A 14709-nucleotide genomic window follows, 5' to 3' on the forward strand; every position below is an offset into this window, starting at 1 on the left:
CGCCGAGAGCGGAACTGAGAGACGGAGCCTCAGCCGAGTTCGTTCGGGTCCACCCGGTCGACGACGAACCGGAGGCCGACGAGCGCGACGACGCCGACGAAGACGAGCCCCGCGACGGCGACTTTCGCGCCGACCCCCGCCGTCCCGAGCGCCAGCCGCGCGGCCGTGTTCGCGGGGCTCAATGGAAGGAGCGACGTACCCGCGAAGACGAGAAGCACGCCGATGGAGTACAGGAGTTGGGCGACCCGGCGGTCGGGCGAGGTAATCGCCACCGCCGCGCCGAGAGTGACGACGACGGCCGAGAGCCCGGCGACCATGCCGAACAGCCACGGGACGCTCTCGATAGTCGACCCGTTCAGTTGGAGGAGGAGCATCCACGCCACCGCCTGCACGGGTGCCAGCCCGCCGGCCGCGAGGAGCTTTCCGTCCACGACGGCCGCGAAGCTCACGGGCGCGACCCGCAGGAGTTCGAGCGTCCCGCGGGCCACCTCCTCCGTGAGCGAATCGACCACCAGCGACCCGGAGATGAACACGGGCAGGAACAACAACAGCGGGACGAGCACCGTGTAGGTAAAGCCGAAGTACGGGCTCGACTCCGCCGCCGGCGGGAGTGACAGCGGGTCCGTGGCGAGGAACGCGCTCCGCTCCGCGCGTTCGTTACGCTCCAGTTCGCGGAGCGCGTCGCGGAGGCGGACGACGACCGCCGTCGTCTCCACGCCCGTATCGGGCGCGACCGCCGCGACTCGTATCCTGCCGTCCTCGCCCGTTGACGCCTCTAAGACGGCATCGACCTGCCGTTCTTGGAACGCCGTCATCGCGGCCGACGTGGACGAGTACGGCCGCCCGCTGAGACCGTCTTCGGTCCCGACGGCGCGGAGCAGGTCCTCGACTGCCTCCTCGTCGCCCGCGACGGCCACGTCGACCTGATAGCTCGCCGCGCCGGGGTCGTACAGCGAGACGAGCCCGACGACGAGGAACGACGAGAACGCCGCGACGAACAGCTGGATGGCCAGCGCCAGCACGATGGTCTTTTCCTTGCGGAGACTGCCGAGTTCGCGCCGGGCGATGGCGAGTCGCGGGCTACCCAAGGGCGCTCACCACCTGGAGATTGTAGACGAGGTGAATCGCGATTGCGCCCGCGAGCGCGACGCCGTAGGCCGAGCGACCCCGGCTCGCCCCGAAGGCGGTCACGCTGGCCGTCACCGCGTGGAGCGCCAGCGGCGCGAGGAACAAGCCGAGAACGACGATAGCGCTCACGCCGGTCCCGTCGCCGATACCGACGCCGGAGGGCGCGAAGGCGGTCTGCCCGAGTGTGAGCGACTGCAACCCGGCGAGTTGGGCGATGGCGGTGAACTTCTCGCCGACGAAAAAGCCGAGCCCCGAGAGCCCGCCGAGGACGAGCGACGACCGGAGCGTCCGGGAGAACCGCGCCTTCTCGAAGGCCGCGAGGACGTGGAGGCTCTTGGCCAACTCCTCGATGACCGCGACCGCGAGGAGAATCATCGGGACGGTCAGGTCCACCGGGAGGACGAACAGCACCGCGATGGCCAGCAGTTCGGCGATGAAGACGAACGGAATCGACAGCGCCGACAGGGTCGCCACGGAGCGCGCCCGCGAGATTCGGCTGTCGAGCGCGTCGAGAAACTTCAGCGGGACCGGCCGCTGGGTGAACATGTCCTCCTCGCGGTAGACGCCGACGCCGAGGAGAAACAGCACGCCCGCGGCGAGGAGAATCGGCCCGACCGAAAACAGGAACTCGCCGAGCGGAATCGACTCGCCGGCGAGGTCGCGGACGACGAGCGTCAGCGGCGAGATGAGCGCGATGGGCGTGACGTTCGTGAAGATGGCCGGGACGAACGTGTACGTCGTCAGGAACACCGACACCGTCACCGTGACGAACGTGAGTTCCTTGAACGAGCGGGCGAACATCGCGCCGACGAACGTCGACGCGAGAAACAGGAGGCCGATGGGGACGACCGCCGCCACCGAGACGACGCCGCCGCCGACCGCCGCCGCGATGGCGATAGTTATCGCGACCGTGCCGAGCAGGTACGGGAGCGTCTTGCCGGCGACGATGTCGCCCGGCGAGATGGGCGCGACGAGGAGCAGCTCGCCGCGGCGGTTGATGCGCTCGTTGAGGACGCTCGACCCGTAGGCCTGAATCACGAAGTTCATCGGCACGAGGAAGGCGAAGGCGAGGACGAGCGAGGCGAAGGGGAACGGCGGGCTGATGCTCGCCGGCGACCCGCTGGTGTCGCCGCCGAAGAGGCTCGCCATCCCACCGAGCGACGGGGCGTCGACGCCGCCGTCGTCGGCCGCCGCGGCGTCGGACGCGGCCGGGCCGTCGGTCGCTGTCCCGCCCGCACCGTCGGCGTCGCCGGAGGTTCCGCTTCCGGTTCCAGCGTCGGTTCCGCCCCCGTCGCCGGTTCCGGCTTCGCCGCCGCCTCCGCCCGCGCCGCCGTCGACGCGGCTCCCGGCCGGGACAAGCGCGGCGCGCTCGCGGTACTGGAGGTCGACGACGACCGGGAACGCGGCCGACTGGTTCTCCTCGCGGGCCATCTGCCGCTCGTTGTACGACTGGACCGCGTCGCGGAACGCGCTGTAGGCGGCCCGGCCGGTCTGCGTGTCGGCGACCGAGATGTGCGTCTCGCTGACGACGAGTTCGACGTTCGGGTCCGAGACGGGTCGCGGGTCGAGCGTCGACGACTGGTCGACCGCGTCGTAGTAGGGGCTGTCGCTGGCGATGCCGACGCGGTAGAGGTCGCGGTCGAGCGCGACCCCGCCACCGGCCGCGCCGGCCGCGATGCCGCCGGCGACGAGGACGGCGACCAGTCCGATAACGGCGGTCCGGCGGTCGAGCGTCCCCGCCGAGCGCGACACCTCCCAGCGGGCGATGCGGAGGATAGTCCGGGCGTGCGCGACGAGTCGGGTTCGGAGGTCGGTCACGACTGCCCGCGACCTCCGGCGACGCGCTGTTCGCGCTCGTCGTCGGCGTACTCGCGCTCGCCGTCAGCGGCCTGGCCGCGGCCGCCCTCGGCTTCGCTCGTCGTCGGTGCTTCGCGAGCGAGTCGGAGGAAGATGTCCTCTAAGGACGCCTCGTGGGTTCGGATGTCGGCGACGCGGCCGCCGGCGGCCTCGGCCGCCTCGCGGAGCGACTCGACGGCCGCCATCTCGTCGACGACGGCGACGTGGCGCTCCTCGCCTTCGACTCCGACCTCGTCGTCCGCGGGCAGGGTCTCCGGGAGCGGCACGGTCGTGAACACGCGGTAGGTCGTCTCGCCGTGTTCCGCGCGAATCTCGGGGACCGTCCCGCGGGCGATGATTTCGCCGCGGTTCATGATGACCACGCGGTCGCAGATGGACTCGACGTGAAAGAGGTTGTGCGCGCTGAAGACGACCGTCTTGTCCTCGTCGCGGAGCTCGCGGACGAACTCCAAGACGACGTTCGTCGTCAGGGGGTCGAGGCCGCTGGCCGGTTCGTCGTAGATGAGCAGGTCGGGGTCGTTGACGAGCGACCGGGCGATGGCGACCTTGCGCTTCATCCCCTTCGACATGTCGCCGAGTCGGCGGTCGCGGTATTCGAGGTCGAGGCGGTCGAGCACCGCGCCGGTTCGCTCGTCGGCCACGTCGCGGGGGACGTCGTAGAGGTCGGCGAAGAATCGGAGGTACGACCGCGCGGTCATGTCCTCGTACAGCGGCGACTCCTCGGGGAGAAACCCGAGTTTGCGCCGCATCGCCGGCTCCTCGGGGTCGTATCCGAGCACCGACGCCGACCCGCCGGTCGGTTCGACGAGCCCGGCGAGCATCTTCAGCGTCGTCGTCTTCCCCGCGCCGTTGGGGCCGACGATGCCGAACACCTCGCCCGACTCGACCGAGAAATCGCTTCCCACGACGGCGGGGAAGTCGCCGTAGGTCTTCCGCAGGTTCTCGACCGTAATCATTGAGAGACCTTCACGCGGGACGGGATAAAAGGGTTCGCGCGGGATTTCAGGTTTGATAGCCTTCTCCTTCGCGGGGCAACAGTTTCGTCTCCTCGCGGTCAAGGTGAGAGTATGCCCGCAGACGACTTCCTCTCGCCGTCGTTCGTCCTCTTCGTCGGCGGATTCGTCGCCGCCGTGTTCCTCTTCGGCGCGCTCATCGCCTTCGTCGCCGCCGCTGGGTCACAGACCGTCGAAGGGTTGGCGGTGGCGCTGGCGGGGCTGGGCGGGCTGTTTCTGGTCGCGGGGGCGGTCGGTGCCGGTGTAATGCGCTATCGCCGCGGTTCGGGTTCGGGGTCGAAGACAGCGCCGACCGGAGAGCGCCGTTAGTCGTACTCGTAGAAGCCCTTGCCCGTCTTCTTGCCGAGGTCGCCCGCTGCGACCTTGCGCTTGAGCAGGTACGCTGGCTTGTAGCGGTCGCCGAGCTCCTCGAACAGCGTCTCGGAGGCGTCCAGACAGATGTCGAGGCCGATGTGGTCCGCGAGGGTGAGCGGGCCCATCGGGACGTTCGTGCCGAGAGTCATGCCGCGGTCGATGTCCTCCTTGGAGGCGACGCCTTCGTCGTAGGCGCGGATGCCCTCGTTGAGCCACGGCATGAGGATGCGGTTGGTGACGAAGCCGGGCTTGTCGTCGGACTCCCACGTCTCCTTGCCGAGGTCTTCGGAGAAGTCGTGGGCGAAGGCGACGACCTCGTCGTCGGTCTTCTCGCCGCGGACGACCTCGACGCCCTTCATAATCGGGACGGGGTTCATGAAGTGGAGGCCGACGACGAGTTCGGGGCGCTCGGTCGCGGCCGCGATGGTCGTGATAGAGAGCGTGCTGGTGTTGGTCGCCAGCACGACGCCCTCGGGGACGATGTCGTCGAGGTCGGCGAAGATGTCGCGTTTCACGTCCATGTTCTCGACGGCCGCCTCGACCACGAGGTCGCAGTCGGCGAGGTCCGAGAGTTCGGTCGTCCCCGAGATACGCCCCTTGGTCGCGTCGGCCGCCGACGCGGTCAGTTTCTCCTTCGAGACGAACCGCGAGAGGCTGTCGTCGATGGCCGACAGCCCGCGTTCGACGTACTCCGCTTCGAGGTCGCGCATGACCACGTCGTAGCCGGCCATCGCGGCCACCTGCGCGATGCCGTTGCCCATCGTTCCCGCGCCGACGACGCCCACCGTGTCGATATCTTCGGTATCGTACATGTCCGGGTCTGCGCGAGGTGGGGAGGTAAAACTTGCCGATGTGTTCGGAATAGTGACAGACTCGTGACTACCACGGGAAGACTCAAGTCGGGCGCAAGAATGGGGATATGCAACGGTGACTGGGGTGAACGACGCCGGCAGATACGACGAAGACGACGCGGGCGGGGACGGAGGGGAAGCCGTCTCGGACGCGCGCCGGAGCGACGGCGAGGGCACGAACCGGGCAAACGAGGCGGACGAGGGGCCGTCGAACCCCGACGAGGCGCTGACACACCTGCTCAGACCGCGAGGTGCCCGCGCGAGCGACGCCGTGCCGACCGAGCTACAGGACCTGAAGTACGTCGGCCCGGCGACGGCCGAATCCCTCGCCGAGTCGAACATCGACGTGGACGCTATCGTCGACGGCGAGGTGTGCTACCGCGACCTCGTCGCCGCGGGCACGAACCCCGGCGTCGCGGCGAAGATTCGGCGATGGCACTCGCTTTCGTGGTCGTTCAACTCCGGCGACGACCTCGACCGACGCTCCTCGCAGGTTCGCGGACTGGGCGACGACGAGCGCGCGTGGGTCGCCGCGAGTTCGGGCGATTGGGATGCGACCGACGAGGCAGACACCGGTGACGACGAGCGCGACGCCGGCGATTGGACCCCCAGCGGCCGGAGCGAAGCGGCGGGTTCGAGCGGGCCAGCACGGGACGGCGACTGGACGCCGTCGGGAGCGAGCGACGACGCGGATGCGCCCTCGAAGACGACCGAGTCGGGTGATTGGACACCCAGCGGGCGGGAGACGAACGACGCGTCGGCCGACGGCTCGGGAGACGCGCTCGCGGCCGAGGCGGCGTGGCGCGAGCGGTCGAAGCCGAAGCCGCTGACGACGCTCGCCGGCGTCGACGAGGACGACGCCGAACTGCTCGCCGAGGCGGGCGTCCGCTCCGTCAGGCGACTCGCCACCGCAGACCCGGAACACGTCGCCGATGCCCTCCGAATCGACCCGACCGTCGTCAGCGCGTGGAAGGCGCAGGCGCGCGACGCGATGGAGTGAGCGCTCCCGCCGCCACATCCGAATTTTTACTATCTGAGTAGTAATTTTCATTCGGAGAATCATCTGCCGTAATATTTCGTTACGAACCCCATAACGGAGGAATTCGGCAATATCTCCTAAACCACATTAGACGCAGATTTTATATAGGTAGTTACACCACTTTGAATCAGATGATGCCCGGCTCCGACACGGCCGTCGACTCCCCGCAGACGGTATCTCCCGCCCCGACGACGCTCGGGGAACGCTCCCGACTCGCCGACGATTCACGCCCGACTCGCCGACGCTCCGAGGGGTGGGCCTGATGGCGACGACGGACATCAACACCGCCGACACCGCCCGCGACGTGCGGACCATCGATGGGGTGGTCGACGTCATCGCGAGCACCGCGCCCGAGATTCGAACCGGTCTTCCCGGCCGCCGCGTCACCGCCGAGGACGAGAACCCGAGCGGCGAGACGCAGATGGCCGCCGACGTGTTCGCCGACGACCTCCTCTGCGAGCGCATCGGCGCGCTCGAGGGCGTCGGTGAGTACGCCAGCGAAGAGCGCCCCGAGTCCGTCGACGTGGGCACCGGTCGGCTGTCGGTCGCGGTCGACCCCCTCGACGGCTCGTCGAACCTGAAGCCGAACAACACGATGGGGACCATCTTCGCGGTGTACGAGGGCCCGCTTCCGGCCCACGGCCGCGACCTCGTCGCCGCGGGTTACGTCCTCTACGGCCCCGTCATGACGATGGTCGTCGCCCGCAACGGCACCGTCGACGAGTACGTCATCCACGACGACGCGAGCTACGAACTCGTCCGCGAGGACGTCACACTCCCCGACGAGGGCTCGGTCTACGGCTTCGGCGGCCGCGTCCCCGACTGGACCGACGACTTCGAGGCGTTCGCCCGCGAGGTCGAACAGGACGCCTCGCGCAAGCTCCGCTACGGCGGCTCGATGATCGGCGACGTGAACCAGATTCTCACCTACGGCGGCATCTTCGCGTACCCCACGCTGGAGTCCGCTCCCGAGGGCAAACTCCGCGTCCAGTTCGAGGGCTACCCCATCGGCTACGTCATCGAGACGGCCGGCGGCGCGACCTCCGACGGCGCGAAGTCGCTCCTCGACGTGGACAAGGACGACCTCCACGCGCGGACCCCGATGTACGTCGGCAACACCGACCTCGTGGCGAAGCTCGAAGCGGCGCTGGACTGACGCGCGGCCAGCCCGTCTATTGGCGGGACTAGTCCGCCGACCGCACCGACCGCACCGAGCGAACCGAAACGACCGGGCACACTCGTTTTCCGCGGACTCCGTCGTCGACAGCGGGCGGTCTCCGGCCAGATAGTCGTCGGCCTCCATTCGCCCGACCGGCAAATCGTGCATGGAAAACCATTTTGAATACGGTGGTGCATCACCGAGTATGAAGGTCAGAATCGGCGACGGCGCGACCGGCGACGAGGCCGAGGCCATCGCCAGCGCGCTGGCGCGACACCTCGGGACGGACGTGAACGTCTTCGTCGGCGACGGCGAGGAGGCCGTCGCGGACGCCGAACCGCCCGCGGACACCTTCCCGCTCGACGACGACTTGGGACCGACCGAGCGCGAGGAGAAACTCCGCGAGGAGATAGCGGACATCCTCGGCGGCGGCCCCGAGAAGTACAAACAGCGATTGCCGGAGTCCGGCAAACTGTTCGTTCGCGACCGCCTCGACCTCTGGTTCCCGGAGGGACTGAAGTTCGAAGACGGCAAATTCGCCAACTTCGACTCGTGGCACGAGAACTCCCCCGAGGTCGACGAGGCGGACCCGAACACCCGGCTGCCCGGCGACGGTCTCCTCACGGGTGCCGCCGAGTTCGAGGGCCGGGACCTCCACTTCATGGCCAACGACTTCACCGTCAAGGCCGGGTCGATGGCCCGCCGCGGCGTCGAGAAGTTCCTCCGCATGCAGCAGCGGGCGCTCAAGACGGGCAAGCCGGTGCTCTACCTGATGGACTCCTCGGGCGGCCGCATCGACCAGCAGACCGGCTTCTTCGCCAACCGCGAGGGCATCGGGAAGTACTACTACAACCACTCGATGCTCTCGGGGTACGTCCCGCAGATATGCGTCCTCTACGGGCCGTGTATCGCCGGCGCGGCCTACACGCCCGTCTTCGCCGACTTCACCATCATGGTCGAGGGGATGTCCGCGATGGCCATCGCCTCGCCGCGCATGGTGAAGATGGTCACCGGCGAGGAGATATCCATGCAGGACCTCGGCGGCGCGCGGATGCACGCCGAGGAGTCCGGCAGCGCCGACCTCGTCGCCCGCGACGAGGCGCACGCCCGCGAACTCGTCTCGCAGCTCGTCACCTACCTCCCCGACAAGGCCGGCGAGAAGCCGCCGCGCTCCGAGTCGAAACCGCCACGGTACTCGCCCGACGGCATCGACGAACTCATCCCCGAATCGCCGAACCGCCCCTACGACGCCCACGACCTCATCGAGCGCGTCGTCGACGCCGAGTCGGTGTTCGAACTGAAGCCCGACTACGGGAAGGAAATCGTCACCGCGTTCGCCCGCATCGACGGCCGGCCGGTCGGCATCGTCGCCAACCAACCCACAGAGCGGTCGGGAGCCATCTTCCCCGACGCCGCCGAGAAGGCCGCGGAGTTCATCTGGACCTGCGACGCCTACGAGATTCCGCTTCTCTACCTCTGCGACACCCCCGGCTTCATGGCCGGCTCGCAGGTCGAAAAGGACGCCATCCTGGAGAAGGGCAAGAAGTTCATCTACGCCACGTCGTCGGCGACGGTCCCCAAACAGACCGTCATCGTGCGGAAGGCCTACGGCGCGGGCATCTACGCCATGGGCGGCCCCGCCTACGACCCGGAGAGCGTCATCGCGCTCCCTTCGGGCGAAATCGGCATCATGGGTCCCGAAGCCGCCATCAACGCGGTCTACGCGAACAAGCTCGCCGACATCGACGACCCCGAAGAGCGGGCGCGGATGGAAGACGAACTCCGCGAGGAGTACCGCGAGGACATCGACGCCCACCGGATGGCGAGCGAGGTCGTCATCGACGAAATCGTCCCGCCGTCGAGCCTCCGGGACGAACTCGTCGCCCGCTTCGAGTTCTACGCCGACGTGGACAAGTCGCTCCCGGACAAGAAGCACGGAACGGTTCTCTGAGCCGGTCTCGGCGGTTAATGCTCCGTTTTTCCGGCAGGTAATCTCACGGTAACTGACCTAAGCGGCTCGTACTGAGGACGGTCGGGATGCTACGGACCTCATCGTCGGCCGACTCCCGTTCCGTCCCACTCGGTCCCACCCGACCTGTCACGTCCCGGCTTCGGGGCCGTCGCCTGCCGATAGCCCGCCATGAGCCACGAAGTTCCCCTTCCCGAGACGCCCCGAGCGGCACTCGCACACGCGATAAGCGACGAGCACGTCCTCTGGACCGTGACGATGCTGGCGTTCGTCCTCGACGTGTTGACGACGCTCTACGGGCTCGGCCGGGGCCTCGCCGAACTGAACCCCGTCGTCCTCGCGCTCATCCCGGCGTTCGGCCCGGTGGGCGCGCTCATTTCGCTGAAACTCGTCGTCCTCGCGGTCGCGGTCGTCGCGTGGCGCGTTCTCCCCAGTCGCTACCGCGGCGCGATTCCCATCGGCGTGGCCGTCCCGTGGGGTGTCGCCGGGTTGATGAACACCCAACTCATCCTCGTCACGGTGTTCGGGTAGGCCGCCGGAGCGACTCGACCAAGACGGCCCACGCGAGCCCCGCCAACCCGATGTCGCGGGCGAGCACGTCGCCGAACAGGCCGCCCTCCGCGACGAAGACGACCGCGAGGTAGAGACACGTCGCCGACAGCGAGACGGCCGCGACGGCGCTCGCGAGGGCAGTGTAGCGGTCGGCGACGATGGCCGCGCCGAACCCGACTTCGAGGACGCCGTTTGCGAGCATGAACGTCACCGGCGAGACGACGAGCAACGGCGCGAGCCACGGGACGACGTAGGCCGACCACGAAAGCGGGTCCAGAAGCTTGTGGACGCCCGCGGCGAACACCATCGCGCCAAGGCCGACCCGGGCGACGGTCGTCGGTTCGGGGGCGCGGGCGGCGACCGAGGCGGCCCAGTCGGCGACTGACGTGTCGCGCGCGGAGAGGCCGTCGAAATCCATGTCCCGGCTAGCGACGCCGGGGAGAAAACGGTGTGGGTGGGTTACGGAGACGCGGGGCGACGCGCCGTGGCTCGGCCCAACCCGACCCGGCCCAGCTCAGGCGTCGTCCGCGTCGGCGGCGAACTCGCGTTTCAGCGACAGCGCCGTCCGCTCGAACTCGCAGACGAGGTCGTCGTCCTGATTGAACGCCTCGACTTTCATCGTCACCACGCCGCGCTCGCCGTCGGAGGTCTCACGCTTGTCGAGGACGGTCGTCTGCGCGCGGAGCGTGTCGCCGTGGAACACCGGGTTCGGGTGGGACACGTCGTCGTAGCTGAGGTTCGCCACGATGGTCCCGTCTGTCGTGTCGGGAACCGAGAGACCGACCGCGAGGCTCATCGTGTAGAGGCCGTTGACCAGTCGCTCGCCGAACTGCGAGTCGCCCGCGAACTCGGCGTCGAGGTGGAGCGGCTGCTGGTTCATCGTCATGTCGCAGAAGCGCTGGTTGTCCGACTCCGAGACGGTGCGTCGTTTCTCGTGTTCGATGGTCTGACCGACCTCGAACTCCTCGTAGTACAGCCCGGTCATGGCAAATCGTGTGATAGACCGTGATAAAATCGTGCCGGTCGGCACTCCAGTGTGACAACTATTGCCCCGAGCGAAACTAGATAACAACCATTATAATTATCCACAATAGAGGATTGCGAAAGCGCCCGATGGCGGCCGATTCGTCGGCCCCGACGGGCGCGGGACAGCGCGTCTGTCTCCCGGCTCAGCCGGCATCCGCCCGGCACGAACCATCATGGCATCCGCAGCACCATCCACCGCGACGGACGACGAACCGACGGAAGAGACAGCCCTCGAGACGGCCCGCCGGCAGCTCGAACGCGCGGCGGCGCACCTCGACGTCGACCCCGGCGTCATCGAGCGGCTCCGATACCCGAATCAGGTCCACCGCGTCTCGGTGCCCCTCGAACGCGACGACGGCTCGACCGCGGTCTACACCGGCTACCGCGCCCAGCACGACAGCGTCCGCGGGCCGTACAAGGGCGGCCTCCGGTTCCACCCCGGCGTGACCGAAGCCGAGTGCATCGGGCTCTCGATGTGGATGACCTGGAAGTGCGCCGTGATGGACCTCCCGTTCGGCGGCGGGAAAGGCGGCATCGTCGTCGACCCCAAGGACCTCTCGACCGACGAGAAAGAGCGGCTCACCCGCCGGTTCGCAGAAGAGCTTCGCCCCTTCATCGGCCCCACGAAGGACATCCCCGCGCCCGACATGGGCACCGACGCCCAGACGATGGCGTGGTTCATGGACGCCTACTCGATGCAGGAAGGCGAGACGACGCCCGGCGTCGTCACGGGGAAGCCGCCTGTGGTCGGCGGGAGCAAGGGCCGCGACACCGCGCCCGGCCGCTCCGTCGCCATCATCGCCCGCGAGGCCATCGACTACCTCGGCTGGGACATCGAAGACACCACCGTCGCGGTCCAAGGGTTCGGGTCCGTCGGCGCGCCCGCCGCGCGACTCCTCGACGACGAGGGCGCGACGGTCGTCGCCGTCTCCGACGTGAACGGGGCCATCTACGACCCCGACGGCCTCGACACCCGCGACGTGCCGACCCACGAGGAAGAGCCCGAGGCGGTCATGAAGTACGACGCGCCGCGGAAGCTCTCGAACGAGGAACTGCTCGAACTCGACGTGGACGTGCTCATTCCGGCCGCCGTCGGTAACGTCCTGACCGCCGAGAACGCCCGCGACGTGCAGGCGAACCTCATCGTCGAGGGCGCGAACGGCCCGACCACGTCGGCCGCGGGCGAAATCTTCGAGGCGCGCGAGCTTCCGGTCGTCCCCGACATCCTCGCCAACGCCGGCGGCGTCACCGTCTCGTACTTCGAGTGGCTGCAGGACCTCAACCACCGCTCGTGGTCGCTCGAACGCGTCCACGACGAACTGGAGACCGAGATGCTCCGCGCGTGGACCGCCGTCCGCGAGCGCGTCGAGGAACACGACGTGACGTGGCGCGACGCCGCCTACATGGTCGCGCTCGAACGCGTCTCCGAGGCCCACGAACACCGCGGCCTCTGGCCCTGAGCCGGGTCGGCGACGGGTCGGTATTTCACAACCCACCTCGATACACACACCATGCCCCGACGAAGCGTCCTGTTCTCCCCCGGCGACCGACCCGAACTGCTGCGGAAAGCCCCCGGTGCGGGCGCGGACGTGCTCGTCTTCGACCTCGAAGACGCCGTCTCGCCCGACAGGAAAGCCGAGGCTCGGGAGACCGTCGCCGCGGTCCTCTCGGACCCCGACTTCGACCCCGACGCCGAGGTCGCGGTCCGCGTCAACCCCGGCGAGGCCGGCCGCGACGACATCGCCGCCGTCTGCGCCGCCCACCCACCGGACGCGCTCGTGGTCCCGAAGGCGACGAGCGCGGACGACGTGACGAGCGTCGCCGTCGCGGCCCGCGAGGCCGGTGCGGACTGTCCCGTCATCGCAATCGTCGAGAGCGCGGCGGGCGTCCTCACCGCTCCCGAGGTCGCGGCCGCGCCCGACACCGCCGCCGTCGTCTTCGGCGCGGAGGACTTCGCCGCCGACGTGGGCGCGACCCGGAGCGACGACGGGACCGAGGTGCTCTACGCTCGCGAGCGCGTCGTCGTCGCGGCCGCGGCCGCCGGCGTCGACGCCATCGACACCCTTCACGTCGACTATCAGGACGAAGCGGGGCTCCGCGAGGACGCCGCGTTCGGTCGACGGCTCGGCTACGACGGGAAACTCGCCATCCACCCCGCGCAGGTGCCCGTCATCAACGAGGCGTTCTCGCCCGACGACGAGGATGTCGCGTGGGCTAAGAAAGTGCTCCGCGCCCGCGACGAGGCCGCACGAGAGGGTCGAGGCGTCTTCGGCGTCGACGGCGAGATGATAGACGCCCCGCTCGTCAAGCAGGCCGAAAACATCCTCGACCGCGCCGGCGAGTCGTACTGAGCGCGCTCGGGCCGGCGCGGCCGCCCGTCGAACCAACCGCCGTTGGCTGTTACCTTTTATCGATGAGTATGTGTCTCAATATTGTGGTATGCTAAAATCCCCGCTACGCTTAACCGGATGCCCGGAGCGTATTAGGACATGGCACAAGAGGCGAATCCCTTCGAGAGTCTACAGGAGCAAATCGACGACGCGGCCGCCTACCTCGACGTGCGCGACGACGTTATCGAGCGGCTGAAAAACCCCGAGCGAGTCCTCGAAACGAACCTCGCCGTCGAGATGGACGACGGCGACGTCGAACTGTTTCGCGCCTACCGGTCGCAGTTCAACGGCGACCGCGGCCCGTACAAAGGCGGGATTCGCTACCACCCGAACGTCAGCCGAGACGAGGTGAAGGCGCTTTCGGGCTGGATGGTGTACAAATGCGCCGTCGTCGACATCCCCTACGGCGGCGGCAAGGGCGGTATCGTCATCGACCCCAAGGCGTACTCCGAGTCCGAACTCGAACGCATCACCCGGTCGTTCGCCAAGGAGCTTCGCCCACTCATCGGCGAGAACCGCGACATCCCCGCGCCCGACGTGAACACCGGCCAGCGCGAGATGAACTGGATTAAGGACACCTACGAGACCCTCGAAAACACCACCGCTCCGGGCGTCATCACGGGGAAGGCGCTCTCGAACGGCGGGAGCGAGGGCCGCGTCGAGGCGACCGGTCGCTCGACGATGCTCACCGCCCGCGAGGCGTTCGACTACCTCGGCCGCGACATCGAGGGCGCGACCGTCGCCGTCCAGGGCTACGGGAACGCCGGCTCCGTCGCCGCGAAGCTCATCGACGACCTCGGCGCGTCGGTCGTCGCCGTCTCCGACTCCTCCGGCGGCATCTACGACCCCGACGGCCTCGACACCCGCGCGGTCAAGCAGTTCAAAAACAAGACCGGCACCGTCTCGGACTACGAGGGAACGGAGGCCATCTCCAACGAGGAACTGCTCACCCTGGACGTGGACCTGCTCGTCCCCGCCGCGCTGGAGAACGCCATCGACGGCGAACTCGCTCACGACGTGAACGCGGACGTGGTCGTCGAGGCCGCGAACGGCCCGCTCACGCCGGACGCCGACGACGTGCTCACCGAGCGCGAGGTCCACGTCTTCCCCGACATCCTCGCCAACGCCGGCGGCGTCACCGTCTCGTACTTCGAGTGGGTCCAGAACCGCCAGCGGTTCTACTGGACCGAAGACCGCGTCAACGACGAACTGGAGCGCGTCATCGTCGACGCCTTCGAGGAACTCGTCGACGCCTACGAGACCCACGACCTGCCGAACTTCCGCACCGCGGCCTACGTCGTCGCCATCCGGCGCGTCGTCGACTCCTACGACTCCGCCGGTAACTGGCCGTAAGGTCGAGTCGGTTCGGCG

General features: G+C 68.4%; 14 protein-coding genes. 8 read left to right on the forward strand and 6 right to left on the reverse strand.

Features of this window, described 5'->3' with window-relative positions; all coding sequences use genetic code 11:
• Nucleotides 1–29: 29 nt before the first annotated feature.
• The 3 genes from BN984_RS13705 to BN984_RS13715 are packed head-to-tail and all read right to left on the reverse strand — an operon-like array spanning nt 30 to nt 3941.
• Entirely contained in the window at nt 30–1088 is a 1059-nt protein-coding gene (locus tag BN984_RS13705; RefSeq protein WP_008093271.1) for an ABC transporter permease, read from the reverse strand.
• On the reverse strand, nt 1081–2946 hold the full coding sequence (locus BN984_RS13710) for an ABC transporter permease family protein (RefSeq protein WP_049968442.1): 1866 nt from the start codon (nt 2944–2946) through the stop codon (nt 1081–1083). The genes BN984_RS13705 and BN984_RS13710 overlap by 8 nt, the downstream gene beginning before the upstream one ends.
• Entirely contained in the window at nt 2943–3941 is a 999-nt protein-coding gene (locus tag BN984_RS13715; RefSeq protein WP_049968443.1) for an ABC transporter ATP-binding protein, read from the reverse strand. The genes BN984_RS13710 and BN984_RS13715 overlap by 4 nt, the downstream gene beginning before the upstream one ends.
• Nucleotides 3942–4052: 111 nt before the next feature.
• Here BN984_RS13715 and BN984_RS13720 point away from each other — a divergent pair, with 111 nt between their 5' ends.
• A complete protein-coding gene (locus BN984_RS13720; protein WP_008093276.1) occupies nt 4053–4307 on the forward strand; it encodes a hypothetical protein in 255 nt (84 codons plus the stop codon).
• On the opposite strand, the gene BN984_RS13725 is transcribed toward BN984_RS13720, so the two are convergent.
• Nucleotides 4304–5164 carry a 3-hydroxyacyl-CoA dehydrogenase family protein gene (locus BN984_RS13725; protein ID WP_049968444.1) on the reverse strand — a complete coding sequence of 287 codons (861 nt, stop codon included), beginning with the start codon at nt 5162–5164 and terminating at the stop codon, nt 4304–4306. The two genes, BN984_RS13720 and BN984_RS13725, sit on opposite strands and share 4 nt — an antisense overlap.
• 124 nt (nt 5165–5288) lie before the next feature.
• On the opposite strand from BN984_RS13725, the gene BN984_RS13730 reads away from it, so the two are divergent.
• The 4 genes from BN984_RS13730 to BN984_RS13745 all read left to right on the forward strand — a co-directional run bounded on the left by BN984_RS13730 (nt 5289) and on the right by BN984_RS13745 (nt 9901).
• A complete protein-coding gene (locus BN984_RS13730) occupies nt 5289–6203 on the forward strand; it encodes a helix-hairpin-helix domain-containing protein (RefSeq protein ID WP_008093279.1) in 915 nt (304 codons plus the stop codon).
• Between the two features lie 301 nt (nt 6204–6504).
• A complete protein-coding gene (locus tag BN984_RS13735; protein WP_008093281.1) occupies nt 6505–7398 on the forward strand; it encodes a class 1 fructose-bisphosphatase in 894 nt (297 codons plus the stop codon).
• A 208-nt stretch (nt 7399–7606) separates the two neighbouring features.
• Nucleotides 7607–9352: an acyl-CoA carboxylase subunit beta gene (locus tag BN984_RS13740; protein ID WP_008093285.1), complete on the forward strand. Its 1746-nt coding sequence runs from the start codon at nt 7607–7609 to the stop codon at nt 9350–9352.
• 189 nt (nt 9353–9541) lie between these two features.
• A complete protein-coding gene (locus tag BN984_RS13745; protein ID WP_008093287.1) occupies nt 9542–9901 on the forward strand; it encodes a DUF5658 family protein in 360 nt (119 codons plus the stop codon).
• On the opposite strand, the gene BN984_RS13750 is transcribed toward BN984_RS13745, so the two are convergent.
• On the reverse strand, nt 9885–10340 hold the full coding sequence (locus BN984_RS13750; protein WP_081909206.1) for a DoxX family membrane protein: 456 nt from the start codon (nt 10338–10340) through the stop codon (nt 9885–9887). The genes BN984_RS13745 and BN984_RS13750 overlap by 17 nt on opposite strands.
• A gap of 96 nt (nt 10341–10436) precedes the next feature.
• Nucleotides 10437–10937, reverse strand: a complete 501-nt coding sequence (locus BN984_RS13755; protein ID WP_338036217.1) for a MaoC family dehydratase — start codon at nt 10935–10937, stop codon at nt 10437–10439.
• Between the two features lie 184 nt (nt 10938–11121).
• Here BN984_RS13755 and gdhB point away from each other — a divergent pair, with 184 nt between their 5' ends.
• The 3 genes from gdhB to BN984_RS13770 all read left to right on the forward strand — a co-directional run bounded on the left by gdhB (nt 11122) and on the right by BN984_RS13770 (nt 14691).
• Nucleotides 11122–12408, forward strand: coding sequence for a glutamate dehydrogenase GdhB (gdhB, locus tag BN984_RS13760; RefSeq protein WP_049968445.1), 1287 nt, complete (start codon nt 11122–11124; stop codon nt 12406–12408).
• Between the two features lie 51 nt (nt 12409–12459).
• Nucleotides 12460–13299 carry an HpcH/HpaI aldolase/citrate lyase family protein gene (locus BN984_RS13765; RefSeq protein WP_008093294.1) on the forward strand — a complete coding sequence of 280 codons (840 nt, stop codon included), beginning with the start codon at nt 12460–12462 and terminating at the stop codon, nt 13297–13299.
• Between the two features lie 138 nt (nt 13300–13437).
• Nucleotides 13438–14691 (forward strand): Glu/Leu/Phe/Val family dehydrogenase, encoded by a 1254-nt coding sequence (locus BN984_RS13770; RefSeq protein WP_049968446.1) that lies wholly within the window; start codon nt 13438–13440, stop codon nt 14689–14691.
• Nucleotides 14692–14709: the final 18 nt, after the last annotated feature.

Source organism: Haloferax prahovense (assembly GCF_000723845.1).
Classification (GTDB): Archaea; Halobacteriota; Halobacteria; order Halobacteriales; family Haloferacaceae; genus Haloferax; species Haloferax prahovense.